The sequence below is a fragment of the Erwinia sp. MYb375 genome (assembly GCF_037479175.1).
GTDB classification, from domain to species: domain Bacteria; phylum Pseudomonadota; class Gammaproteobacteria; order Enterobacterales; family Enterobacteriaceae; genus Erwinia; species Erwinia rhapontici.
Window position 1 is genome coordinate 862,013 of record NZ_JBBGZS010000023.1, and the last position, 24,175, is coordinate 886,187.

General features: G+C 52.6%; 20 protein-coding genes. 12 read left to right on the top strand and 8 right to left on the bottom strand.

All coding sequences use genetic code 11. The annotated features are described in order from the left end of the window. Positions 1 to 35 precede the first annotated feature (35 nt). Both WH279_RS16950 and WH279_RS16955 read right to left on the bottom strand, forming a co-directional pair. Positions 36 to 1,688 (bottom strand): methyl-accepting chemotaxis protein, encoded by a 1,653-nt coding sequence (locus tag WH279_RS16950; protein ID WP_339457823.1) that lies wholly within the window; start codon positions 1,686 to 1,688, stop codon positions 36 to 38. Between the two features lie 235 nt (positions 1,689 to 1,923). Next, positions 1,924 to 3,453 carry a carboxylesterase/lipase family protein gene (locus WH279_RS16955; protein WP_339457824.1) on the bottom strand — a complete coding sequence of 510 codons (1,530 nt, stop codon included), beginning with the start codon at positions 3,451 to 3,453 and terminating at the stop codon, positions 1,924 to 1,926. A gap of 165 nt (positions 3,454 to 3,618) precedes the next feature. On the opposite strand from WH279_RS16955, the gene WH279_RS16960 reads away from it, so the two are divergent. Beyond that, the gene (locus WH279_RS16960) at positions 3,619 to 4,053 is read left to right on the top strand and encodes a DoxX family protein (RefSeq protein ID WP_159336720.1); all 435 of its coding nucleotides are present in this window, start codon (positions 3,619 to 3,621) and stop codon (positions 4,051 to 4,053) included. A 685-nt stretch (positions 4,054 to 4,738) separates the two neighbouring features. Here the strand turns inward: WH279_RS16960 and WH279_RS16965 are convergent. Further along, on the bottom strand, positions 4,739 to 6,064 hold the full coding sequence (locus WH279_RS16965; protein WP_339457825.1) for an MFS transporter: 1,326 nt from the start codon (positions 6,062 to 6,064) through the stop codon (positions 4,739 to 4,741). A 346-nt stretch (positions 6,065 to 6,410) separates the two neighbouring features. Between WH279_RS16965 and WH279_RS16970 the strand changes: the two genes are divergently transcribed. Continuing rightward, entirely contained in the window at positions 6,411 to 7,334 is a 924-nt protein-coding gene (locus WH279_RS16970; RefSeq protein WP_200642502.1) for a LysR substrate-binding domain-containing protein, read from the top strand. Between the two features lie 4 nt (positions 7,335 to 7,338). Here the strand turns inward: WH279_RS16970 and smrA are convergent, their stop codons facing one another. Continuing rightward, on the bottom strand, positions 7,339 to 7,905 hold the full coding sequence (gene smrA / locus WH279_RS16975; protein WP_339457826.1) for a DNA endonuclease SmrA: 567 nt from the start codon (positions 7,903 to 7,905) through the stop codon (positions 7,339 to 7,341). A 356-nt stretch (positions 7,906 to 8,261) separates the two neighbouring features. Here smrA and WH279_RS16980 point away from each other — a divergent pair, with 356 nt between their 5' ends. The 3 genes from WH279_RS16980 to WH279_RS16990 all read left to right on the top strand — a co-directional run bounded on the left by WH279_RS16980 (position 8,262) and on the right by WH279_RS16990 (position 11,459). After that, positions 8,262 to 9,017: an FNR family transcription factor gene (locus WH279_RS16980; protein WP_133841937.1), complete on the top strand. Its 756-nt coding sequence runs from the start codon at positions 8,262 to 8,264 to the stop codon at positions 9,015 to 9,017. A 116-nt stretch (positions 9,018 to 9,133) separates the two neighbouring features. Further along, entirely contained in the window at positions 9,134 to 10,084 is a 951-nt protein-coding gene (gene uspE, locus WH279_RS16985) for a universal stress protein UspE (protein WP_200642500.1), read from the top strand. A gap of 214 nt (positions 10,085 to 10,298) precedes the next feature. Continuing rightward, positions 10,299 to 11,459, top strand: a complete 1,161-nt coding sequence (locus tag WH279_RS16990; RefSeq protein ID WP_339457827.1) for an IS30 family transposase — start codon at positions 10,299 to 10,301, stop codon at positions 11,457 to 11,459. A 160-nt stretch (positions 11,460 to 11,619) separates the two neighbouring features. Here the strand turns inward: WH279_RS16990 and WH279_RS16995 are convergent, their stop codons facing one another. Further along, on the bottom strand, positions 11,620 to 12,282 hold the full coding sequence (locus WH279_RS16995; protein ID WP_339457828.1) for a glutathione S-transferase: 663 nt from the start codon (positions 12,280 to 12,282) through the stop codon (positions 11,620 to 11,622). Between the two features lie 186 nt (positions 12,283 to 12,468). On the opposite strand from WH279_RS16995, the gene WH279_RS17000 reads away from it, so the two are divergent. The 3 genes from WH279_RS17000 to WH279_RS17010 all read left to right on the top strand — a co-directional run bounded on the left by WH279_RS17000 (position 12,469) and on the right by WH279_RS17010 (position 15,313). Then, positions 12,469 to 13,035, top strand: a complete 567-nt coding sequence (locus tag WH279_RS17000) for a TetR/AcrR family transcriptional regulator (RefSeq protein WP_339457829.1) — start codon at positions 12,469 to 12,471, stop codon at positions 13,033 to 13,035. 138 nt (positions 13,036 to 13,173) lie between these two features. Continuing rightward, positions 13,174 to 13,410 carry a hypothetical protein gene (locus WH279_RS17005; protein WP_339457830.1) on the top strand — a complete coding sequence of 79 codons (237 nt, stop codon included), beginning with the start codon at positions 13,174 to 13,176 and terminating at the stop codon, positions 13,408 to 13,410. 379 nt (positions 13,411 to 13,789) lie between these two features. Continuing rightward, positions 13,790 to 15,313: a hypothetical protein gene (locus tag WH279_RS17010; RefSeq protein WP_187501638.1), complete on the top strand. Its 1,524-nt coding sequence runs from the start codon at positions 13,790 to 13,792 to the stop codon at positions 15,311 to 15,313. 156 nt (positions 15,314 to 15,469) lie between these two features. Here the strand turns inward: WH279_RS17010 and WH279_RS17015 are convergent, their stop codons facing one another. Then, positions 15,470 to 16,876 (bottom strand): PTS fructose transporter subunit IIC, encoded by a 1,407-nt coding sequence (locus tag WH279_RS17015; RefSeq protein WP_200642499.1) that lies wholly within the window; start codon positions 16,874 to 16,876, stop codon positions 15,470 to 15,472. A 266-nt stretch (positions 16,877 to 17,142) separates the two neighbouring features. Between WH279_RS17015 and WH279_RS17020 the strand changes: the two genes are divergently transcribed. Next, positions 17,143 to 17,640, top strand: coding sequence for a DUF2946 domain-containing protein (locus WH279_RS17020; protein WP_339457831.1), 498 nt, complete (start codon positions 17,143 to 17,145; stop codon positions 17,638 to 17,640). 181 nt (positions 17,641 to 17,821) lie between these two features. Further along, entirely contained in the window at positions 17,822 to 18,088 is a 267-nt protein-coding gene (locus WH279_RS17025) for a DUF2534 family protein (protein ID WP_133841934.1), read from the top strand. Positions 18,089 to 18,175: 87 nt separating this feature from the next. Here WH279_RS17025 and pntB read toward each other — a convergent pair whose 3' ends face one another. Both pntB and pntA read right to left on the bottom strand, forming a co-directional pair. Beyond that, entirely contained in the window at positions 18,176 to 19,564 is a 1,389-nt protein-coding gene (pntB, locus tag WH279_RS17030) for a Re/Si-specific NAD(P)(+) transhydrogenase subunit beta (protein WP_339457832.1), read from the bottom strand. A 10-nt stretch (positions 19,565 to 19,574) separates the two neighbouring features. Further along, positions 19,575 to 21,104: a Re/Si-specific NAD(P)(+) transhydrogenase subunit alpha gene (gene pntA, locus WH279_RS17035; RefSeq protein ID WP_167863807.1), complete on the bottom strand. Its 1,530-nt coding sequence runs from the start codon at positions 21,102 to 21,104 to the stop codon at positions 19,575 to 19,577. Between the two features lie 518 nt (positions 21,105 to 21,622). Between pntA and ydgH the strand changes: the two genes are divergently transcribed. Continuing rightward, positions 21,623 to 22,573: a DUF1471 family protein YdgH gene (ydgH, locus tag WH279_RS17040; protein ID WP_339457833.1), complete on the top strand. Its 951-nt coding sequence runs from the start codon at positions 21,623 to 21,625 to the stop codon at positions 22,571 to 22,573. Positions 22,574 to 22,783: 210 nt separating this feature from the next. Beyond that, complete coding sequence (locus tag WH279_RS17045; protein WP_200642497.1) at positions 22,784 to 24,175, top strand: amino acid permease; 1,392 nt, start codon at positions 22,784 to 22,786, stop codon at positions 24,173 to 24,175.

Genomic DNA, 24,175 nt, shown 5'->3' on the forward strand with positions numbered 1-24,175 from the left:
CTGGATGAGCTGGTGGCTTGGTTATGTGAACAGCCTTAGAAAGACACCCACTCGTCAGCAGAGGCGGCGCGGTTTTTTGGCGCACCCAGGGTTTTCAGCGGGCTTTTCAACGCTGCCGGTGCTGCGGCAGAATGACTGGCAGGTGCACTGTTGGCGGAAAGGCGGAACTTCGACACCGATAGCGTCAGCTCTTCCGTCTGGCGCTCCAGCGCGCTGGCCGCCGCAGAAACCTGTTCAACCAGCGAGGCGTTCTGTTGGGTGACGCTGTCCATTTCTGAAATCGCGGTGCCCACCTGAGAAATGCCTTTGCTCTGCTCTTCGGAAGCTGACGCGATCTGCTTCATGATTTCGGTGACTTCCGCCACCGATGTCAGGATATCGCCCATCGTGCTTCCGGCTTCACCGACCAGTTTCGAACCGGTATCGACGCGGGAAACAGAGTCCGCAATCAGCGTTTCGATCTCTTTCGCTGCACCGGCACTACGTTGTGCAAGGTTACGCACTTCGCTGGCGACCACGGCAAAACCGCGCCCCTGCTCTCCGGCGCGAGCGGCTTCTACCGCTGCGTTCAGTGCGAGGATATTGGTCTGGAAGGCAATGCTATTAATGACCGTAGTAATTTCGGCAATTTTCTTCGAGCTGCCAGCAATGCCCTGCATGGTGTTAACCACTTCATTCACCAGCTTGCCCCCTTTGCTTGCGGTCAACGAGGCAGTATCCGCCAGTGAGCTGGCCTGACGCGCATTGTCGGCATTGAATTTCACCGTGGCGGTCAGCTGTTCCATGCTGGCTGCCGTCTGCTCCAGCGCCGAGGCCTGCTCTTCAGTACGTGAGGACAGATCGTTGTTGCCGGAGGAGATTTCTGCCGCTCCACGATGAATATTTTCCGTACCGCTGCGAATAGCGCTGACGGCGTCACGCAGGCTGTCCTGCATCGCCCGCAGCAGTGGCACCAGTTTGCCGACACAGTTACGGCCAAAGTCGTTAACCGGTTGGGTCAGATCCCCTTCGGCAATCACACGGAAGTGCTCGCGGATGGTGTCCAGCGGACGCACCAGCATCACCACCAGATAGCGGTCGGTAAACACCAGAATTAGCAACCCGGCAATCACCGCCAGTACCAGCACGGTTTTGGTGACGTGGGTCAGATGGTCGACCGTAACACGAGTCGCATCGAGTTTAGCCGCCGCCGCCACGTTGAATTTCTCTACGCTGGCACCAAAATCACGGCTCAGGGCTGGCGTAATGCTGGCGGCATGGCGACGGTAGTCATCCGGTGAACCCTGCTGTGCCAGGCGAACCTGCGGTTTAACCCCGTCATCCAGCAGCTTCTGCCAGCTGTCAATGGCGCCGGAAGCGTACTGCTGATCCAGCGGGCCCGGCGACTGTTGTTTGAAATCAGCCAGCAACGTGGCCATGTTATCCAGTGCTTTCTGCACCGACGCCATATCTTCCGGTTTTTTGGAATCTATCGCGCGCGTTAAACGGGTGATCACGCGGAAATACTGATCGTTACCTTTGCTTAAGGTGCTCATCTGACCGACCAGATGGCGATCAACAGCATTACCTTCACTTAACTGATTGAGTGAATACACGCTGTACAGACCCACAGCGCCCCAAAGCAGGCAGAAAAAGCCCAAAATCCACAGCAAAACTGCGCGGATGGTATAATTTTTTAATAGTTTCATAATGACTCCGTGACCTGGTGATACCGATAAAAGTGTTGTTATCTGGGGCTATCAGGAAAGATTATCGGCACGGAGACTTTAAAAAATTAAGAAATTAACACGATTTATATTGCTGCGTTTTATTCCTTATATTCTCCCTGGTAAATCATAAGTTATTGCTATGATGCCGTTTTCTGACGATTTAGGTCATTTAAAATACAGCAGTAAAAATTAACTATCCCCTGAGCAACCCTAATTAATCGTGTCTGAGATGCACAAATGCCCGCATCAGCAGACGAAAAACCTGCATTCTGCGCCGCATAAAGCGTTTTTCAGGGGCAATACAGGCCAGGCCGTGTCGGCCAAAGCGCAGCGTGATGTCACTCCAGGGATGCCACGCCGGCCAGTCGGTTTCCCCGTTTATCTGATGTGAGAATACCGTCGCATCGCGGGCAAAACGCAGCCAGTATTCGCTGACACGCCGGGAAAAATCATGGTCTCCTTCAGTGAAAGGACGTGCGATGTCAACAGGATCTAACTGGCCCAGCGTATTGAGGACGTACGGGATTTCATTGCCATGCCAGGTGCCATGAGGATAGAGATCATGCGCGTTTTCAGAAACATAATCAAAATAGTAGCGCCAGCCTGGCATCCCGATGCGGTGCTGCGCCAGCGCCACAATGTACCCTGCCGTGGTGAAGGTCATGTCACGCGCCACCTGCCTGCCCAGTTCATCATCATCCCAGACGTCCGGGTACAGCAGCTTGATCAGTCGGAGCGCCAGCGGATGCTTGCGGCGCATATCGGCAATCACCTTAGCCGCATCCACACCAAAATAGGCCAGTACGCTGGCTTCATCACTGTTGCTGCCAATCATCAGCGGCAGGCGCTGCTGTCTGGCTGCGGTAAACACGCTGAGCATCGGCTGCGGCAGCACGCGGTCGCCGTGAATCGCCACAGGACCAATACTCAGCGCACGATCCAGTGGCCAGAATGATTCAGCGGGTAAGGCACGCAGCTGTTCCGCGCTGGCATCAGGCAGATTAAAATGGCTGGCCAGCGCCTGCCCTTTTCTGAGTGCCTCTGCACGTGACACATCCGGTACACCGTAGGCGCTCTGGACAATGCCTTTATGGAATAACCCCTCGGCCAGGGGTGAAGCAAACAGCGAGAGTACGCTGCGGGCACCGGAGGATTCCCCCATCAGCGTGACGTTTTTCGGGTTTCCACCAAAGGCACGGATATTGCGCTGCACCCACTGCAAGGCGGCAATCTGATCGAGTAAGGCGAAGTTATTGACCACTTCACCGTCGGCATATTCGCGATCCAGCGCCGGGTGAGCAAAAAAGCCCAGTTGGCCCAGGCGGTAGTTTATCGTCACGATCACCGCACCACGCTGCGCCAGCGGTTCCCCCAGATACGGGGTTAATCCACCGGAGCCAACGGCGTAGCCGCCACCGTGAATCCACACCATGACCGGCAGCTGTGTTGTCGGGTAAATATCCGGGGTCCAGACGTTGAGGTACAGGCAGTCTTCATCAACACGGCCGGGGTCGCCGCCGCCTACCGCCAGGCAATACTCCCGGCTCTGCCAGCTGGCCGGCCCCCAGTCTGTGGCGTCTTTATCTCCCTGCCAGGCATTCACCGGTTTCGGCGCCTTCCAGCGAAGTTGGCCCACGGGCGGTGCCGCATAAGGAATCCCTTTGAAGACGAAAATCCCCTCTTCCACACTCCCACGCAGGCTGCCTTCCGCCGTCATAATCCGTAATGATCGTTCGTTTCTCATAGGTTTTTCCACATCATCTCTGGGTTAATTATTTGCAGACGAAGGGAGAAAGTCCATCACGGCTTTTGATTTGCAGATTATGCTGATATGACGCGTGTTTTACTCAGTGCGATGATCGACACACCGCTTCATGCGCATTCCGCCGTTACCTTCAAGGATTACGTTATGTTTACCGCGATTAATAATGGATTTTCCCGCCTCAGCGATCACCCGGATTTGGGCAAGCTGGTTTTACGCGTTTCGCTTGGTGCACTGCTGCTGTTTCATGGCGTGTTTAAAGTGCAGCATGGCGTTGGCTGGATAGCCAGACTGCTGCATGCGCATGGAATCCCCGGCTTTGTGGCTTATGGTGCTTATCTTGGGGAAGTGGTGGCACCGTTGATGATCATCATTGGCCTGATGACGCGCCCGGCGGCGTTTGTGATCGTCGTGAATCTGGCGGTGGCCACCCTGCTGGTGAAAACAGGCGCAGTGTGGGACCGCACTGGCGTGGGGGCCTGGGCACTGGAAGGGGAAGCGCTCTATTTCTTCGGCGCGCTGGCCGTGATGTTTCTGGGCGCGGGCCGTTTTACTGTGATCAGTAATAGTCAGTTGCAATAGTATGCCTGGCGGGCTGGTGATGCGTTAATTTTCATGTTTAAGGTCAAGGGCGTTTCGCTTTCCCGCTGCGCGGGCTGAGCGACCCAGGGTGGACAATCGCCACCACCCTGGGGACCCGGGCTTGCGGCAGGCGCATCGCCCGCTAAAGCGGGTTCCCTCAGTCGGTCGGTTTTCCCGCCGGACCGGGCGTGACGGGACATCCCTGTCCCGGCTCACCCTCTCGCCGACGTCCTGTCGGCTCGTCCTGGAAATCCGCTCTCCTTCGGCGAGGCTTAATTGCCGCTCAAAAGGTCAAAATCAAAAGAAAATCAAAGACAAAATAAAATAAACCTAATACAAAAGAACCTTTTGACTCATTTTTATTCTTTAGATTTTGACCTGGGTTTTGATGTTGAGGCGGCAATTAAGCTGCGCTGAGGAAGTGATGTGAACCAGGATGAACCGCCAGGACGGCGGTGAAAGCTCGGGCCGGCACAGGGAAGTGCCGTCACGAGCGGTCCGTCGGTGAACGGAACTGACGAAGGCACCCGTGAAACGGGCGGGGCGCCTGCCGCAAGCCGGGGGTCAAGGGGCGGCGGCGACTGGCCGCCCCTTGTCGCTTCGCCCGCGACAGCGGGAAAGCGAAACGCCGTTGACCTTAAGACGTTGACCTTAAGACCCTGGCCTTTCGGGTCGACCGCATACATCACGCCTCGCGCTGATAACCATAACGGTATTTCGCCACCAGCATCAGGGTGGTCAGCACTGCCGGAATCGCCAGGAAAGAGAAAACATCCGTGATATTCCAGCCGAGCGACAGCATTTGCGCACCCGCGAACGCACTCAGGATGGCCCCGATACGCCCCACGCCGTGCATCCAACTGGAACCCGTGGCGCGGGCATGGGTAGGATAGTAACTGGCTGACAGTGCATTCATGCCAGTATTCGCCCCGTTCAGACAAAAACCGCTGCAAAAGGCCACCGACCCCAGTACCCAGACATCCGCTGGCGCATAGCCAATGCACACCGTGGCAATTGAGCCGGTGAAATAGATCGCCGCCAACGCCAGATTGGCGTTAAAACGATCCATCATCCAGCCCGCAAACAACGACCCCACGGTGCCACCCGCCTGATACATCGCCGTAACCAGCGCCGCCTGCGTCACCGTCATACCGACATCCTTCACCAGCGACGGCAGCCAGGAACCGATCAGATAGACCAGAAACAGCCCCATAAAATAACTGCCCCATAGCATCATGCTGCCGAAGAAGTAACGGCGCGACAGCACCACTTTTACCGCACCTTCACTGGTGGCGGCTTCGCTGCGCGTGAAGATGCACTTTTCTCCTATACTGCCGGGATGCATCTTCTCAACGATTTGCCGGATCTGCGCCGCCGGGGCGTTACGGGTGATCATAAAACGCACGGATTCCGGCAGCCAGCGCAGCAGCAAGGGCACCATCAGCAGCGGCAGAATACCGCCCATCACCAGCACCGCATGCCAGCCTAAGTTCGGGATTAACCATGAGGCGGCGAACCCGCCGCTGGCGGCACCAAAGGTAAAGCCGCAGAACACCACGGTGATGAGAAAGGCACGTTTTCGTTCGGGAGAGTATTCCGCTACCAGCGTGCCGACATTGGGCATGGCAGCGCCCAGCCCAAGCCCTGTGAGAAAGCGGAACAACATGATCTGGTCAAGGTTTTGCGAAAAGGCGGTGGCCAGCGTCCATAAGCCAAAGAAGAACACGCTGCAAATGATGATCACCCGGCGGCCAAAGCGATCGGCCAGCGGCCCGGCAAACATCGCGCCCAACGCCAGCCCGATCAACGCAGCACTGATGACGGCACCTAACTGATGGTTCGTCACTCCCCATGCGCTTTTTAACGCCGGGGCAATGAAACCCATCAGCGCAATATCCATACCATCCATTGCCACCACGGCAAAACTCAGGGCGATGATGCGTTTTTGATAACGACTCAACGATCCCTGATTAATCAACGTACGGATATCGATCGCTGCGGTACTGTCCACTTCGCGCTCCATAACAGGCCAGTGTTAACCTCGCCCGGATGACAACGTTGCAGAGGTTTACAGAAAAAGTGCCGGCTATCATAACGGATTGTTATGGAATTCTCCTGGAAAAATATGTCCGTTTTATCCTGAAATGTGACAGGAATGATCTCAATACGGTATGACGATATTCGCTCACTTTTTCAAAGGATTAATAATCTCTGCAATACCCTTTCACTCTGTAGTCATACCAGAAGTAATGGATAACGTCGGAAATGCGGCAAATGTTAATTAAATTTTGCAATAAGGTTAACAAAATACTCACAGAAAACTTGCCAGTTTATCCGGGCCGTTATTATTCTGCGTAATGGACAAAAAATATCAGTTTAATCAGCGTATTCGTCTGCGCCATTTACATACCTTCGTCGCCGTTGCACAGCAAGGGACGCTGGGGCGTGCCGCCGAAACCTTGTCACTCAGCCAGCCCGCTCTGTCGAAGACACTGAACGAGCTGGAGGATTTGGCCGGAGTGCGGCTGTTTGATCGCGGGCGTCTGGGTGCACAGCTGACCACAATGGGAGAACAGTTTCTCACCCACGCAGTACGTGTTCTTGATGCACTGAATCATGCCGGGCAGTCGTTTACGTTACCGCAGGAGAAATCCCCTGAAGTGATGCGCCTCGGGGTACTGACCACTGTGGCGCTGGGTATGTTGCCGTCTATTCTCGATCGTTTTCATCAGCAACAGCCGCAGGCGATTGTGCAAGTGGCAACGTTACATAACAACGTGCTGATCGCGGCACTCAAAGCCGGAGAATTTGACGTTGGGATTGGGCGCATGGCCGATCCCGATTTGATGACCGGGCTGACCTACGAACTGCTGTTTCTGGAGTCCTTGCGCCTGGTGGTAAGGCCAGACCACCCGCTATTAAGTGACAACGTCACGCTCTCTAAAGCCCTCTCCTGGCCCGTGGTCATTTCACCGGAGGGCACCGCCCCGCGTCGCATTGCCGAAGCCATGCTGAAAGAACAAGGTTGCACGTTGCCCGGCACCCTGGTGGAGACATCCTCAACGTCGTTGGCTCGCCAACTGGCGTTGCGTTACAACTATGTGTGGTTTGTGCCATCGGGCGCGATTAAAGAAGACTTACTGCATAATGCGCTGGCTGCGCTGCCGGTTGCCTCACATGGCCCTGGCGAAGCAGTCGGCATCATGACCCGCTCAGGTACATCTCTAACGCTGAGTGCCGAAATCCTGCTGGCCACGATCCGAAAATCCCATTCTGGCTAACACCTCATCGGCTGCGTTTGGCATGACGTTCACGGTTTTCCAGCCGTGCCTGCTCATTCTTGCGCAACCCAACGTAGCAGGCCCCCGTGCCGCCATCCTGTGACCGGGCGCAGCAAAATGCCTGTACGTCCTCAAACTGCGGCAGCCAGCGCAGCAGATAGCTGCGCACGATATTGGCATGTGAGGCATCATCACGCCCTTTTCCATGCACGATCAACACATTGCGCAGACCATCCTGTACGCACTGCAACATAAACAGATACAGGGCCTGACGGCACTGTTCGACGGTGTAACGAATGAGATTCAGCGTGGCCTGCGGCGGGTATTTTCCCTGAAAGAGTTTGTCCAGCACGCCCTGTTGAATTCCTTCTGCTTTGTATTCCAGCGGCGTGGTCAACGGGACAATATCCAGCAGGCCAGTGGTCAGCGGATTATCCAGCTGTGGATCGAGCACCTGGCGCACTTTATTTTGCGAAGAAGGTAACCATAAGGTGCTGGAACAGGCTTTCAGTGGCTTAACGTCTCCCATCGCCTGTTTAAACAGCTCAAGCTCATCAGCGTTGTCGCTCATCACGTTATCCCCGATCAATACGCGCCCTGCGCGCGTTTTCTGCATTTTTCTACAGCTGTGAGTTTAGCAAAAAACGGACAGGCTTCATCCGGGTTGTGTTTGTCCGCTTATTGATACGGATCATGGAGGTGGATTCTGTGGTGAGCTTAACTAAAAAATCGGGTATCAAGCCTAATTTGGCGGAGGTTAGCCTACGAATCATCTGATTACGGATTATTTTTCACACAACTTTTACAGAGATGACGATTGTTAATAACGTCCACATATTTATTGTGCCTAAAACTGCTCAGATGAGTTCCCTTATGCGCAGGAAAAATGGTAAATTGATGTCAGTCAATTATCATCGAGCGTACATTATGATTCCGGAAAAGCGAATTATCACTAGACGCATACAATCGGGTGGTTGCGCCATTCACTGCCAGGATTGCAGCATCAGTCAGCTTTGTATTCCCTTCACGCTTAACGAGCATGAGCTGGACCAGCTTGATAACATCATCGAGCGTAAAAAACCGATTCAGAAAGGACAAACGCTGTTTAAAGCGGGTGACGAACTGCGTTCCCTGTACGCGATTCGCTCCGGGACCATTAAAAGCTACACCATCACCGAACAAGGTGATGAGCAGATTACCGGCTTTCATCTGGCGGGTGACCTGGTCGGCTTTGATGCCATCAGCGGTAACCAGCATCCCAGCTTCGCTCAGGCGTTAGAAACCGCCATGGTGTGCGAAATTCCTTTCGAAACCCTCGACGATCTTTCCGGTAAAATGCCCAGCCTGCGTCAGCAGATGATGCGCCTGATGAGCGGCGAAATTAAGGGCGACCAGGAAATGATCCTGCTGTTGTCGAAGAAAAATGCGGAAGAACGTCTGGCCGCCTTTATTTACGGTCTGTCGCGCCGCTTCGGCCAGCGTGGTTTCTCACAGCGTGAATTCCGTCTGACCATGACCCGTGGTGATATTGGTAACTACCTTGGATTGACGGTAGAAACCATCAGCCGTCTGCTCGGTCGCTTCCAGAAAAGCGGCATGCTGGCGGTGAAAGGTAAATACATCACCATCGAAAATCATGAAATTCTGTCAGAACTGGCAGGCCAGAGTCGTGCCATCGCCTGACCATTGCCGGATCAATATTTCTTATTTTATTGATCCGGCAACAACTTTTCCTCTTCTTCCTTTGCCGCGATTGGGCTATCTTTAAGCTGACACGCTCAGTGTAAGGAGAAACCGTTATGGCTCAATATCAAAACATTCTGGTGGCGATCGATCCGCAACAGGACGACCAGCCCGCACTTCGTCGTGCTGTTTACCTTAATCAGCGGCTTGGCGGTAAGATTACCTGTTTTCTTCCCATTTACGACTTCTCCTATGAGATGACCACGCTGCTTTCACCCGATGAACGCGTCACCATGCGTAAAGGGGTCATCAGCCAACGCACTGAGTGGATCCGCGAACAGGCGCAGGCCTATCTCGCGGCCGGCGTGCAGATTGATATCAAGGTGATTTGGCACAATCGTCCGTTCGAAGCGATTATCCAGGAAGTGCTGAACAGCAAACACGATCTGGTGATTAAGATGGCCCACCAGCATGACCGCTTACAGGCGGTGGTATTTACCCCAACCGACTGGCACCTGCTGCGCAAATGCCCGTGCCCGGTCTGGATGGTCAAAGATCAGGCCTGGCCGGAAGGCGGCAAGGCGGTGGTGGCGGTAAACCTCGCCAGCGAAGAGCCACATCACGATCCGTTAAACAGCAAACTGGTCAGAGAAACGCTGGAGCTGGCCGAACGGGTTAACCATACGGAAGTGCATCTGGTCGGCGCTTACCCTGTTACACCAATCAATATCGCCATTGAGCTGCCAGACTTTGATCCGAGCGTCTACAACGATGCCATCCGTGGTCAGCATCTGGTGGCAATGAAGGCGCTGCGTCAGTCATTCTGTATTGATGAGAAGTTCACCCATGTGGAGAAAGGACTACCTGAAGAGGTGATCCCGGAACTGGCCGCACACCTGGATGCGGGTGTGGTGGTGCTCGGCACTATAGGCCGTACCGGGCTGTCGGCAGCGTTCCTTGGGAATACCGCCGAGCAGGTCATTGACCATCTGCGCTGTGACCTGCTGGCGATCAAGCCTGACGGTTTCACCTCTCCGGTCGAACTGGATGATGACGAAGACGATTAATGGGCATGGGCGAGCCTGAACCCCAGGTTCGCCCTCTCACTCCCCTGCGTTATGATGACGTTGCTGTCTCCACGACATCCTTTTTGGGGTCCGCTTGGAAAACGGAAAATATCCTACGCTAGGCCTGTGTCTTAATGAGGTATGACAGGCCGCTTTGTGCTGTGAGTTCAACGGATCGATGCAACGCTATCCTTAATCAAGGGGGGACGTTACCATGAAACGAAGAACTCGAATTAACTACACGCCAGAACAGAAAGCGATTATCTGGGACAGATATAAGCAAGGGGATTCCCTGCATGATATCGCCAGAATGTTCGACAGATACCATTCTTCGATCATGCCCACTATCCATCAGACTGGTGGATACCGTCCCCCTGTCCGAAAGCGGCACCGGTTAGCGCTTTCGCTTGATGAAAGAGAGGAGATATCCAGAGGGCTGGTAGCAAAACGTAGCATCAGGGACATCGCTGACAAATTATCAAGAGCCCCCTCAACGATTAGCCGCGAGATCAAGAGGCACGGAGGTGCAAAACAATACCGTGCATCAAAAGCGGACACTGCTGCGTGGGAAAATGCTTTGAGACCAAAACCTTGCAAGCTAATTGAAAGACCCACACTGTGTAAAATCATCGCAGAGAAGATGCATCAGGACTGGTCGCCGGAACAAATCGCCGGTTGGCTGAAACGCTGTTATCCGGATAATCAGGAAATGCATGTGTCACACGAAACGATTTATAAAACGCTTTTTATACAAACCCGGGGAGCATTAAAAAAAGAACTACAGCAATGCCTCAGAAGCGGAAGAGTTGTGCGTAGATCCAGAACGTCATCGCTTAAAGGGAAAGGATTAGGGTCAATCCCGGATGCGATACCTATCAGAGAAAGGCCACCTGAAGCCGCAGACAGAGCCATACCAGGTCACTGGGAAGGCGATCTGATCCAGGGCTCGAAAAACTCCTATATCGTCACTCTCGTAGAACGCCATTCCCGCTTTGTTATGCTGGCTAAAATCAGAGACAACAAGACCATAACGGTTATATCTGCACTCATCAAACAAGCCCGGGAATTACCCGTTGAGCTTTATAAAACATTAACATGGGATCGGGGTGCTGAAATGACCAACCACACCCGATTTACTGTGGCCACAGACATTCAGGTTTATTTCTGTGATCCCCAATCTCCCTGGCAACGTGGCTCAAATGAAAATACGAACAGATTGCTCAGACAATATTTTCCAAAAGGAACTGACTTATCAGTTCACAGTCAGCAAAGACTAAACAATGTTGCCAGACAGCTCAACGAGAGACCAAGGAAAACGCTAGACTATGAATCACCCGCAGAGCGGTTCAATCAGTGTGTTGCATCCATCGGTTGAACTCACAGCCAAAAGCGGACGTAGCATGTCGGAAGGCGCGTCGGTGAACAGTTCGCTCATTCTGGGTATGGCATATCGAACGGAATCAACTGCCCTTGTCAGTTCCAGCCCCTCCGCACAGGGTATGCGGAGGGTTAAGCAAATTAAGCAGGCATAGTAATCACACCTTTCTCTGCAAACGTTCAGCATCAACCATCGCCTTCCACTGCTGAACGGATGGCCTTGCCTGCATTCGGTTATACCACTCATGCAAGGCTGCACACTCTGACGGTACGGAAAGCTTCACTAACGTAGAAAAGATCATCCCTCCGATTACCGCGATATCTGCCATTGAGAAAGTATCACCGGCAACATAAGGTTGCATTTGCAGAACTCGGTCAAAGTAATGCATCCCCCGGACTGCCTTGTCTCGCATCCGGTTGCCCCACTCAGGATTTTGATACAGTTCAACCTCCGGTCCCAACCCTGGCGTGGCATGATGAAAATAAGTGCTAACTGCATCGAGAAACTCAATTTCAGCGCGCTTAGTCATCATATGAATGATGCCCTTATCTGCTGGAGTTGTACCGGTCAGACTGTATGGCGCGTCAAGGGCATCCAGATACTGCGTGATAGCCGTACACTCTGCGATGAGCGTGCCATCATCAAGCTCCAGAACAGGCAGCGTGCCTGAATAGTTGATGGCGAGGAAGTCGTTCTTTTTATGCTCACCAGTCCATAAGTTAACCGGGACAAATTCTGTTGTGGAAAGCATCCCTTTCTCGGCAAGCGCGATACGGACACGTGCAGGATAGGGGCCGTCATACCAGTCATAGATTTTCATGTGAGGGAGTTCCTTAACTTCTGTGAGTAAGAGTTCATAAGTAAAAGACAGTAACTGCCTACCAGTTGGTAGTTTCAGGGTTAAGAGTGAACCCGCTCTTGACTGATGTCAATACCTACCTGTCAATTGGCAGGTGACTTCGGACCGTGTATAGTGACGTTCTGAACGTTTCAGAAAGAGGCTAATATGAGCGTAAATGCACGGGAAGCGATACTGGCCGAAGCGAAGTGTGCGGCTCAGAAGCACGGATATAACGGGATAAACTTTCGCAGTATTGCGACGAAGGTAGGCATTAAAAATGCCAGTATCTATTATCACTTTGCCAGTAAGGCGAAGCTTGGCGCTGCGGTTGCTCACCGCTACTGGCAGGATACTGCTCAGCATTTAGAGACAATACGCAACACGAGTCCCAGCATCGGCGAGGCGCTGAAGCGTTATCCCAGCATTTTCCGACAATCTCTTGAAAACGACAACAGGCTTTGTTTGTCCAGCTTCATGGCTGCTGAATATGAAGATCTGCCTCAAGAAGTTAAGGCCGAAGTGCAGGCTTTTGTTGATGCCAATGTAGTGTGGCTGAGCCAAATGCTTAGTGAGAAAGGTGGAGGCGATTCTGAGGATTATAAAAAGCATGCTCTGGCTATTTATACAGCTGTTGCGGGGGCTCAGCTGATAGCACGTACTCGTCAGGACATTGAATTGTTTGACGAACTGATGGTGACATATCAGCAAGCAGGACTGATCCCGACCATATAGACAGTTAACTGCCATGTCTTCTGCGAACAGAACATCGGCTTGTCGCTCTTTGCGGATCTGTGCACGTTATCTTCTGGGGTATGTTTTACTGCGCTCGAACAGAGGCCTTGTTAATAGGAAAGATGGAAAATTAAATCTATGACTAAGATCCAATACAACCTCACCCGTGGAAGCGATGTCATCCGTGATGGGATGTTCCTCGAGCTTTCTGAGACTGGAACATCCCCGCTCCGGCAAATTGCTGAAGTCTTCTATTCCGATGTCACTCATGAGTTCTCTTTTTCTTGCTACGAAGGATGCATCCCTCTGGAAGAGATTGAAAAGCTCATTCACGAAGCTAAAAAATTGCTTCCGCCAGCAAAGCAGGAATCTTGATAGGCCTGAACGTCTGCTGAGTGCCAGAAGCGGACATTGCTATCTCTATTCAGCATTATTTATTGGGACACAGCTCTACAAAAAAACCTTGTAATTCAGGCGGTAGCAATGATTAGCAGTAGAGAAAATGTTCATATTTGCCATATGGATCATATGGTCATTAGTCACCTAGCAGTTTAGAGATAAAAGCATAAATTGATGCAAATGATCACTGAAAAAAGCAGGTCAAAAAAAGTACTGTGACATTTGCTTTTTTTTTGCACAACATTTGGATGCACGTGAGCTAATTAAATCATATAGTTAAGAATGGATATCGGTTCCTCTTGAAAAGGAGACCAGCCATAGTAGTATTATTATAAATAGCGCAGTGTGACATCTTATGAAAGTCGATATTGAAGGACTGCTGTACACGCATGGCCCAATGGCTTCTTCGAAAATGAAAGAAATCCTGATCAAAAAGGGACTATCCGAGGAGGCTGCACGCCAGCGCATTTCCCGTGCTGGAGAAAACATCATGCGTTTTCCCCATATGCCCTTACCAAAGCGTGAGGCATTTCTGTATTTGAACAAAGATTACAATACTCGCAACTTCTGGAATGCACTGTTATCAGCCCATAGTGAGGCCCGTTCGGTTTATGCGAATACATTCTTCGCTTTGAGAGCCTATCAGGGCGTAATACCAGCTTATCTCCTTGCAAAAGTTTCAGGTGCGCCTGTCAAACTGACCAAACATGTGCCCGTTAAACTGCTTGAAGACCAGATGGTAAGGGGGGAACTCATAAGGCGTGATAAAGATGATGCCCTTGGCGCGTGCCTGATTTCTTACGTCCATTTGCATGAGGGCCATAAGTCGCCGCGAGATGTTCGCGGACAGTTACTTATCGAAGAAATCCTTATAAAGGGGGTGTCAGAATGGCTGCGCAAGAATGGTATGGCCAGTTTTAATAAAGTGCAGGTGCGAAATCCGGAAAAAATGCCTGATTTTTCTCACCATCACTGGGATATAACAGCCCCATCTTATATCCGTCCCATCTCAACTGTTGCCAATCAGGATACTCAGAACGGATTTGTGGTCGCAGATATTGTTTATGCCAATATTACAGAAGAAGGCATTCAAGCCTTTATTGCCAAGGTCAACCGATGCCGTAGTTTGCGAAACAGCAGACCTTTCATGGCAATGCTGATCGCAGCATCATTCGATAATGAATCCATTCTTTTGGCCCGAAATGCGGGAGTGGTGCTCACAACTGTGAATAATTTTCTCGGAACAGATATTGCGCACCTTCTCGACAGTCTTCTTAGTACTCTTGCTCGGGCAGCGCGTGTTGCTGCGGCAAATCCGGGGAAGATAAATGAACTGTTAAAGGGTATTAATCGCATTGAAGGCGCAGCAATCAACCTACGCGGCGTAATGTTTGAGATGCTGGCCTGCCATGTGGTTCTGAAGACTCAGAACGTTTCAAACGTTGATATGAATAAAGTTGTTACTCATGAAAATGAGAGCGCAGAGATAGACGTAATCGGCTTCAGGCATGAGGTTGAGATCAAATGTTATGAGTGTAAGGGATACGAGGTTCGCAGACACATTACCGTTGATATGGTCGAGAAATGGTTTGATCGAGTACAGCGCATACGCCGGTTTTATCAGAATAGCGAAGCTTACAGAGACCGGAAACTCACATTTGAATACTGGACCTCTTCCACCTTCACCCCGGAAGCAGAAGAAAAATTGAAAGCTTTTCGAGATAAAAATCAACGCATTTCGGTTGACTGGAAAGACGGTCAGCAGATTCTTCAGATTGCCCGTCAAGACCGCCTAAATACGATAGTTGATGCTCTGAATGAACATTATTTTAAGCATCCTCTCGGTAAAGATTGGAAGGAGGAGATTGAACCCTTTTAGTAAGACTTGGCTTGCTAAGACTGCTACAACCTCCCAATCTCCTTTTAAACACGCTTAAAGCTGTTAGCAATGTCTGCTCTTCGCTCAGAGCTGCCTGTCATGTCTGCTTAAGAAACGGCCTTAACGTAGGATATTTTCCGTTTTCCAAGCGGACCCCTATGATGACGTTGCTGTCTCCACGACATCCTTTTTCAGGAACCACAGGATCAATGCCGTTAACAGTGAGCCGGCAGCAATAGCCAGCAGATACGCGGCCAGATTAGCGATCACATTCGGAATAAACATCACAAAAATACCGCCATGAGGTGCACGCGATGCGCAACCCAGTGCCATCGATAATGCGCCAGCCAGCCCAGAACCCGCCACAATCGCCGGGATTACCCGCAGCGGATCGGACACCGCGTAGGGGATAGCGCCTTCGGTAATAAACGACAGCCCCAGCACCCACGTCACTTTGCCCGTCTCACGTTCGCTGCGGCTGAATTTACGCCGGAACAGCAATGTAGCGAGCGCTATCCCCAGCGGTGGCACCATTCCGGCAGCCATACACGCGGCAATCGGCCCGTAGATGCCGCTGGACATCAGGCCAATGGCAAACATACACACGGTTTTATTCAATGGCCCCCCCATATCAAAGGCCACCATCATGCCAAACAGCAGACCAAGAATGGCCGAGTTGGTGTGTCCCAGTGCATTGAGGAAGTCCGTCAACCAGCCAAGCAGTAATTTAATCGGCTCGCCGATCAGCCACACCATCAGCGCCCCGGTGATCAACACGCTCAGTAACGGCACAATCAAAATCGGCTTCAGCCCGGCAATCACCTCTGGCAGGCGAATGTAGCGGACAATCATCAGTGTGACGTAACCCGCAAGAAAACCCGCCAGCAGCGCGCCAAGAAAGCCCGAGCCGGTGTGGATGGCCATCATTCCGCCGACCGCACCGGAGACGATACCCATTTTCCCACTAATGGACTGGCTGATACCCAGTGACAGGATCGGCAGCATCAGGGCAAACGCCGATCCCCCGCCGATATCGGACAGCATTTTCGCCAGCGGGCTGAAGTTGGCATCACCCGGCGTGGCGGCGGTGATCCCAAATGAGAAACTGAGAGCAATCAGTATCCCTCCGGCAACCACAAACGGGATCATCAGGTTGACCCCGGTAATAAGGTGGACATAGATGCTGGAATACCAGCTGTTGCTACTGACTACGGGCACCACATCGCCCTCTTCGCGGGCAATCTCCAGCCGGTGTGGGGTTAACTCTCCGGCGGTGATGGCGTTGAGCAGCCCTTCGGCGTCTCTTGCCGCCCGGGCGACCGGGACTTCGACAATGTTCTTGTGCTGAAAACGCGCCATATCAACTTTTTTATCAGCGGCGATCAGGACAATATCTGCGGCAGAAATATCATCAGGGCTGAGGATGTACTTGCTCTCAATAGCACCCTGAGTCTCCACTCGCAGGGAAAGGCCCAGCTTTCTGGCGGCTTTTTTCAAATTACTTTCGGCCAGATAAGTGTGGGCCACCCCGGTGGGACAGGCGGTGATGGCGATAATATTCATGGTGTTCTCCGGTAACAATAAAATAACTGTCGGTTCCGGCCGGAGTCTTATCTAAACAGAGGCAGATGGGAAAAACACTACCAAACACTGTCCCACAGGCGGGACAAACCCTGTACTGTCACTGAATCGCACACCTTATTTATCGCGGGTATTCCCCCTGTAACCAAATAAAAGGGAAAGAAGATGATTAATTAAATTTCCCGTTAACATCGGGAATAAAAATCGCTACACTTCATCTATCTTTTCACTCTGCTATGGGTTGCCTGTTGGTTTCTTTTTATCGCCTGTCGCAGCGTCGAATACCGGCATTTATCGCTATTCTGGCTGTCCTGCTGTTGTTCATTGCACCGGATGTCTCTCAACGTCTGGAACATCAGCGTGTATCCGCACCGGATGCCACTGCACATGAAGATCACGCAGAAATGGCGTCGATGCATCATGGAGACATGAGCGGCATGACGATGGATGAGATGTCTACTCTGCACTCAGCGCCATCGTCAATGGCAGCAACGCCTCCGTCATACCAGGGCCAGCATCATACGATGCCGGGCGGTATGGGTATGATGGATGACGTTGCCTGCGGATATTGCCAGTTGCTGGCACATTTCCCCGTACTGCTCATCGTCTTTATCCCACTAATTTGGCTGCTGTACCGTCTGACGTTACGGATGCCACCCTCACGCTATGAATCCTGGCACCCTTCCGCCTTCTTACCGGGTATTGTACAACCGCGCGCACCGCCTGTTTTTTCATTCTCTTTCTAAGGTTGTTATTTTTATTTTAGTCACTGCTTACGCCTGAAATGAATATGCGACACTCGCAGGAATGTAATTTCAGTGCTTTCGGCCCGTGTGGAAGAAACGCTACAATGTCCGCATCAGCCGGGCGGGTAACGTTGATGCCACTTGACGTTAAATTTTAGAAAACAGTAAAGGAGTACACATCATGTCATTATTCCCTCCGGGCAAAAAACGCCGGAATTTCTTTATCGCTCAGGCTTGCCTGTGGGTGTGCGCCGCGATCGTGATGACCAAAGCGATCATCGGTGGTGCCATCGATGAATATAATATGCCCTTCTCTACCTGGCCGGTAGAACTGTATGTTTCTGAGTTCTTTATGATCCTGATTTACAGCTCCGTGTTTACCGTGCTGCTGTCTATCCCACTGTGGTACTGGTTTATCGGCGAGCAGAACCCGGATAGCCGGGGCTAGACCACCGGCAAAAAAAAGAGCTGCCCCGTATCCAGGGTCAGCTCTTGGTGTATGGGGCCACGTTGGTCCTGTCGCCCCGCTATGTTGTTACAGCGCTTTCAGAATCGCTTCTACCGTTGCTTTCGCATCACCGAACAGCATCTGGGTGTTCTCTTTGAAGAACAGCGGATTCTGCACACCCGCATAGCCGGTATTCATCGAACGCTTAAACACCACCACATTTTGCGCTTTCCACACTTCCAGCACGGGCATGCCTGCGATTGGGCTGCGTGGGTCTTCCTGTGCCGCCGGATTTACGGTGTCATTGGCGCCGATAACCAGTACGGTATCCGTATCGCTGAAATCATCGTTGATCTCATCCATTTCCAGCACGATGTCATACGGCACTTTGGCTTCGGCCAGCAGGACGTTCATGTGACCAGGACGACGACCCGCTACCGGGTGAATACCGAAACGCACCTTGATGCCGCGCTCACGCAGTTTGGCGGTAATTTCTGCCACCGGATACTGAGCCTGCGCCACCGCCATGCCGTAGCCTGGGGTGATAACCACCGTGGTGGAGTTTTTCAGCAGTTCAGCGGTGCCCGCGGCATCGATTTCGCGATACTCGCCCATCTCTTCGCCTTCACCGGTTGAGCTGCTGTCAGTACCAAACCCACCGGCAATCACGCTGAAGAATGAACGGTTCATCGCCTTACACATAATGTAAGAGAGGATGGCACCGCTTGAACCGACCAGCGCCCCGGTGACGATCAGCAGGTCGTTGCTGAGCATAAAGCCCGCCGCTGCCGCTGCCCAACCCGAGTAGGAGTTCAGCATGGAGACCACGACAGGCATATCCGCACCGCCGATAGACGCCACCAGATGCCAGCCGAACGCCAGAGCGATCAGCGTCATTATCACCAGCGCAAAGGCCTGGGTTCCGGTGCTGTCACTGCGCACAAACATAATCAACAATGCCAGTGAAACCACCAGTGCCAGCAGGTTCAGCTTATGACGATGTGGCAACGCCAGCGGGCGCGAAGAAATTTTGCCGCACAGCTTACCAAAGGCCACAATAGAACCGGTAAAGGTCACCGCACCGATAAAGATACCGATGAAGATCTCGGTCAGATGGATGTTTTCCATCACCGGAAGCAGGCCCGGGCCGTGATCCAGGTAGCTGTTAACACCGACCAACACCGCAGCCAGCCCCACAAAGCTGTGCAGCATGGCCACCAGCTCTGGCATTTCGGTCATTTCGACTTTCTTCGCCAGACGAATACCGATAGCACCACCGATCACCATCGCCAGCAGGATCCAGGCAACGTTGCCCGTATCCGGACCGAAGATGGTCACCACCAGCGCCAGCGCCATTCCGCTTACGCCAAAAATATTCCCCTGCTTCGAGGTCTCATGTTTAGACAACCCGGCAAGGCTGCAAATAAACAGGATCGCAGCGATGATATAAGCTGCCGTCACTAATCCGCCAGACATGGACTTCCCCTCAGTTTTTACGGAACATTTTCAGCATGCGCTGGGTGACGGTAAAGCCACCAAAGATATTGATGCTGGCAATCAGCACCGCAACGAAGGACAGGAAGCTGACCCAGCCGCCATGACCAATCTGCAACACGGCACCGACGACGATAATGCCTGAAATGGCATTGGTCACCGACATCAGCGGCGTATGCAGAGCATGACTGACGTTCCACACCACGTAGTAACCCACCACGCAGGAGAGCGCAAAGACGGTGAAGTGCGAAAGGAACTCAGGTGGAGCCACATTGGCCAGCCAGCCAAACAGCACAATCGCCAGCACCAGCAGCCCGTATTTACGCAGCGGTGAGACAGGTTTTTCCACCGGTTTTTCGATCGGGGTTTCCACTTTGGCCGCTTTCGGCGCAGCAGATACCTGAATCGGCGGTGCAGGCCAGGTGATTTCGCCATCACGGATCACGGTCACACCGCGGATCACCACATCGTCAAAGTCGATAGTGATTTCACCGTTCTTCTCTTTGCACAGCAGCTTCATCAGGTTCACCAGGTTGGTGCCATAAAGCTGTGAAGACTGAGTCGGCAGACGACTTGGCAGATCGGTGTAACCGATGATTTTCACCCCGTTCGGGCTGGTGGTGATGGTATCGGCCACGGTCAGCTCACAGTTACCGCCGTTTTGCGCAGCCAGATCGACGATCACGCTGCCCGGTTTCATGGAGGCGACCATCTCTGCGGTGATCAGCGTCGGTGCCGGTTTGCCCGGGATCAGCGCGGTGGTGACAATAATGTCCACTTCTTCCGCCTGAGCCGCAAACAGTGCCATTTCGGCCTTAATAAAGGCTTCTGACATGACTTTCGCATAACCATCACCGCTGCCCGCTTCTTCCTCAAAATCAAGTTCGAGGAACTCCGCACCCATGCTTTGTACCTGTTCTTTCACTTCAGGGCGAGTATCAAAGGCACGTACGATAGCGCCCAGGCTGCGCCCTGCACCGATAGCGGCCAGACCGGCCACCCCGGCACCAATCACCATCACTTTCGCAGGTGGCACTTTACCGGCGGCGGTAATTTGCCCGGTAAAGAAGCGGCCAAATTCATGCGCGGCCTCAACAATCGCACGATAACCGGCGATGTTGGCCATCGAACTTAGCGCATCAAGAGACTGTGCACGCGAGATACGCGGCACGGCATCCATTGACATCACAGTGACGTTACGCGCGGCCAGTTTTGCCAGCAGCTCCGGGTTTTGCGCAGGCCAGATAAAGCTCACCAGCGTGCTTCCGGCACGCGTCAGAGCAATCTCCTCGTCGGTCGGCGCATTCACTTTTAATACGATATCGGACTGCCAGACATTCACCGAATCGGTAATGGTTGCGCCAGCCGCTTCAAAGGCTGCATCTTCAAAACTGGCGAGTTTACCCGCGCCGCTTTCTACAGCGACGCTAAAACCCAGAGCTAATAACTGTTCAACCGTTTTCGGTGTGGCAGCAGCACGGGCTTCGTTGGGTAACCGCTCTTTGGTAATACCAATAAGCATAATCTTCCCTTTTCTTCAGAGAGTACGATGGTATGTTCTCATCGTCCCGGCCCTTATGACCGAAACGTAACAGGCTCAAACTGGTTATAACCTACTGAAAATAAGTGTTCCGATCCACCTGCAGTCAGTGCCTGATGATGACTAACCGATAAAAAAGCAGTACACCCCCCTTCCAGCGATATATTGAGCCTGAATCAGGGCATAAAGAACGCATGTTCTGCTACGATAAATTTTAACATTCATCGACAACTGTTATCAAAAAACATTGATTAACAATGCTTTAACGATATAAGTGTTAACAATTACCCGCTTAAGTGGTTAATATTCGAAAAATGATACGCTTCAGCCAGCTTTCTTCATTATTCTGAAAACGGGAATTGCACTGACATCAAATCCCCACAAAATGGCTGAGACAGCGAACATTATTACATGCAATAATCATCCGCTAATCTGTTACACATCAAGAGTCCAGCACGTTTTTGTACTCATTTTTTGCGTAAGGCGAAGGATTAATTTTTATGAAGCTGAAGAATACCATTCTGGCATCAGCCCTGTTGTCACTCACAGCATTGACCGCCCATGCGGCGCAGGAACTGACGCCGGAGAAAGCCGCTGCGCTGAAACCGTTTGATCGGATCACCATTAGCGGGCGTTTTAATGCCATCTACGAGGCCAGCGACGCCGTATCAAAACGTGCTGATGCGCTTGGCGCAGCCTCTTACTATATTCAGGGTATCAACGATACCAACGGCAACGGCGGCAACTGGAATGTGACGGCCGATCTCTATCATGCCGATGCGCCTGCCGCGCCGAAAAATAAAGATCGCATCATTAATGGCGTGCGTGAGCTGACCAAAGCAGAAGCGTTTACTATTGAGCCTTACGACACCGTCAGCGCCAGCGGCTTTTTCCGCAGCCAGCCGGATGTCAATGATGCCATTACGCGCGCAGCAAAAGAGAAAGGTGCAGAGTCTTTCTTTATCGTGCGTCAGATCGACACCAACAGCGGTGGCAACCAGATCATCACGGCTTACATCTATAAAGCCGATGCGCCTAAGCGTCAGGTACAGTCTCCTAACCTGATCCCGGCGGATTCTGAAGCAGGTAAAGCCGCGCTGGCAGCAGGCGGTGCGGCAGCGAAAACGGTTGAACTGCCGGGTGTGGCATCCAATGAAACCCCAAGCAACAAAGTGGGCCGTTTCTATGAAACCCAAAGCTCAACCGGTAAGCGTTATACCGTGACTACCCCGGATGGCAAAAGTGTGCAGGAAGTGAATGCCATTACGGCGGCGCAGATGCAGCCGTACGATAGCGTGACCTTTACCGGCCACTACAGCACCCCGACTGAAGTGTCTGAAGAAGTGGGTCGCCGTGCGATCGCCAAAGGTGCCAAGTATTATCACGTCACCCGTCAGTGGTCGAATCAGAGCGGCGGTAACCTGACCGTCTCTGCGGACCTGTTTAAGTAACGTCTCTTTTCGGGGCAGCCGCCTGGTTGCCCCGTCGTTCTGAATAATCCCCGTCTCTTTTTGCATAGTAAGTCATTGCATCCTGCCGCCGCTGTCCGTAAAATCCCCCGCCACTTTCAGGCGTTTCGTTGCTTTTTCTGGCCTCACATCCTGAGTTAAAACCAACATGGTCGTTACAACTGGTATTTTATTCTGTAACCGGAGTTTTTCTTGGACAAAAAGTTAGGTCTTACTGCGCTGACGGCACTGGTACTCAGTTCCATGTTGGGCGCGGGCGTGTTTAGCCTGCCACAAAATATGGCGGCGGTCGCCAGCCCGGCAGCCCTGCTGATTGGTTGGGCCATCACCGGTGTGGGGATCGTGCTGCTGGCGCTGGCCATGCTGCTGCTGAGCCGGTTGAAACCCGAATTAGATGGCGGCATTTTCACTTATGCACAGGCGGGATTTGGCGAACTGATTGGCTTCTGTTCTGCCTGGGGTTACTGGCTATGTGCCGTGATTGCCAATGTGTCCTACCTGGTGATCGTTTTCTCCGCCATGAGCTTCTTCACTGACTCTCCCGGCCATGTCATTTTCGGCGATGGCAACACCTGGCAGGCCATGCTTGCAGCCTCAATCCTGCTGTGGCTGGTGCATGCACTGGTGCTGCGCGGTGTGCAGACGGCGGCCAGCATTAATCTGATCGCGACACTGGGCAAACTGCTGCCGTTGGGCTTATTTGTCCTGCTGGCTATTGCCGCGTTCCATTACGATCGTTTTCGCTTCGATTTCAGTGGTGTCGCGCTGGGTAAACCAGTGTGGCAGCAGGTGAAAGACACCATGCTGATCACGCTGTGGGTATTTATCGGTATTGAAGGTGCGGTGGTCGTTTCATCGCGTGCGCGAAACCGTCATGACGTGGGCCGTGCCACGCTGCTGGCGGTCACGGCGGCGCTGGCAATCTATCTGCTGGTGACACTGCTGTCGCTCGGGATCGTCCCGCGTGCCGAACTGGCTGAAATGCGTAATCCCTCAATGGCCGGATTGATGACCACGCTGATCGGCCCCTGGGGCAACCTGGTGATTGTCAGCGGCCTGATTGTTTCTGTCTGCGGAGCTTATCTGAGCTGGACCATCATGGCAGCGGAAGTGCCGCTGGTAGCGGCACAGCATGGCGCGTTCCCACGCGGTCTGAGTCGGCAGAATGCGCGGGGGGCCCCTTCTGCATCGCTGTGGCTGACCAATGGCTGTGTGCAGGTGTGTCTGATCCTGATCTGGCTGACCGGCTCCGACTACAACACATTGCTGACCATTGCTTCTGAGATGATTCTGGTGCCCTATCTGCTGGTCGGTGCTTATCTGTTTAAGGTCGCGCGTGAATTAAATAAACCCGGGGCGATGATGGTAGCGCTGGGTGCCAGCGTCTATGGTGTGTGGCTGCTGTACGCGTCAGGCCCGATGCATCTGCTGCTGTCGGTGGTGCTGTACGCACCGGGGATGGTGGTGTTTTTGTTTGCCCGCCGTGGTGGCCGCGCCGGGACGTCATTGCACCGCGTTGAAAAATCGATCATGGTGCTGCTGGCGATCACCGCCCTGCCTGCCGTATGGATACTGACCCGCTGA

Bases quoted from the DNA above. Each gene is read 5' to 3' on its own strand.
- smrA (WP_339457826.1), bottom strand. From the start codon at position 7,905: ATGAGCGACAACGCTGATGAGCTTGAGCTGTTTAAACAGGCGATGGGA.
- pntA (WP_167863807.1), bottom strand. From the start codon at position 21,104: ATGCTTATTGGTATTACCAAAGAGCGGTTACCCAACGAAGCCCGTGCT.
- WH279_RS17000 (WP_339457829.1), top strand. From the start codon at position 12,469: ATGAGCGTAAATGCACGGGAAGCGATACTGGCCGAAGCGAAGTGTGCG.
- WH279_RS16955 (WP_339457824.1), bottom strand. From the start codon at position 3,453: ATGAGAAACGAACGATCATTACGGATTATGACGGCGGAAGGCAGCCTG.
- WH279_RS16990 (WP_339457827.1), top strand. From the start codon at position 10,299: ATGAAACGAAGAACTCGAATTAACTACACGCCAGAACAGAAAGCGATT.
- WH279_RS17005 (WP_339457830.1), top strand. From the start codon at position 13,174: ATGACTAAGATCCAATACAACCTCACCCGTGGAAGCGATGTCATCCGT.
- WH279_RS16960 (WP_159336720.1), top strand. From the start codon at position 3,619: ATGTTTACCGCGATTAATAATGGATTTTCCCGCCTCAGCGATCACCCG.
- WH279_RS16970 (WP_200642502.1), top strand. From the start codon at position 6,411: ATGGACAAAAAATATCAGTTTAATCAGCGTATTCGTCTGCGCCATTTA.
- WH279_RS17025 (WP_133841934.1), top strand. From the start codon at position 17,822: ATGTCATTATTCCCTCCGGGCAAAAAACGCCGGAATTTCTTTATCGCT.
- WH279_RS16980 (WP_133841937.1), top strand. From the start codon at position 8,262: ATGATTCCGGAAAAGCGAATTATCACTAGACGCATACAATCGGGTGGT.
- uspE (WP_200642500.1), top strand. From the start codon at position 9,134: ATGGCTCAATATCAAAACATTCTGGTGGCGATCGATCCGCAACAGGAC.
- WH279_RS17010 (WP_187501638.1), top strand. From the start codon at position 13,790: ATGAAAGTCGATATTGAAGGACTGCTGTACACGCATGGCCCAATGGCT.
- WH279_RS17015 (WP_200642499.1), bottom strand. From the start codon at position 16,876: ATGAATATTATCGCCATCACCGCCTGTCCCACCGGGGTGGCCCACACT.
- WH279_RS16995 (WP_339457828.1), bottom strand. From the start codon at position 12,282: ATGAAAATCTATGACTGGTATGACGGCCCCTATCCTGCACGTGTCCGT.
- WH279_RS16950 (WP_339457823.1), bottom strand. From the start codon at position 1,688: ATGAAACTATTAAAAAATTATACCATCCGCGCAGTTTTGCTGTGGATT.
- ydgH (WP_339457833.1), top strand. From the start codon at position 21,623: ATGAAGCTGAAGAATACCATTCTGGCATCAGCCCTGTTGTCACTCACA.
- pntB (WP_339457832.1), bottom strand. From the start codon at position 19,564: ATGTCTGGCGGATTAGTGACGGCAGCTTATATCATCGCTGCGATCCTG.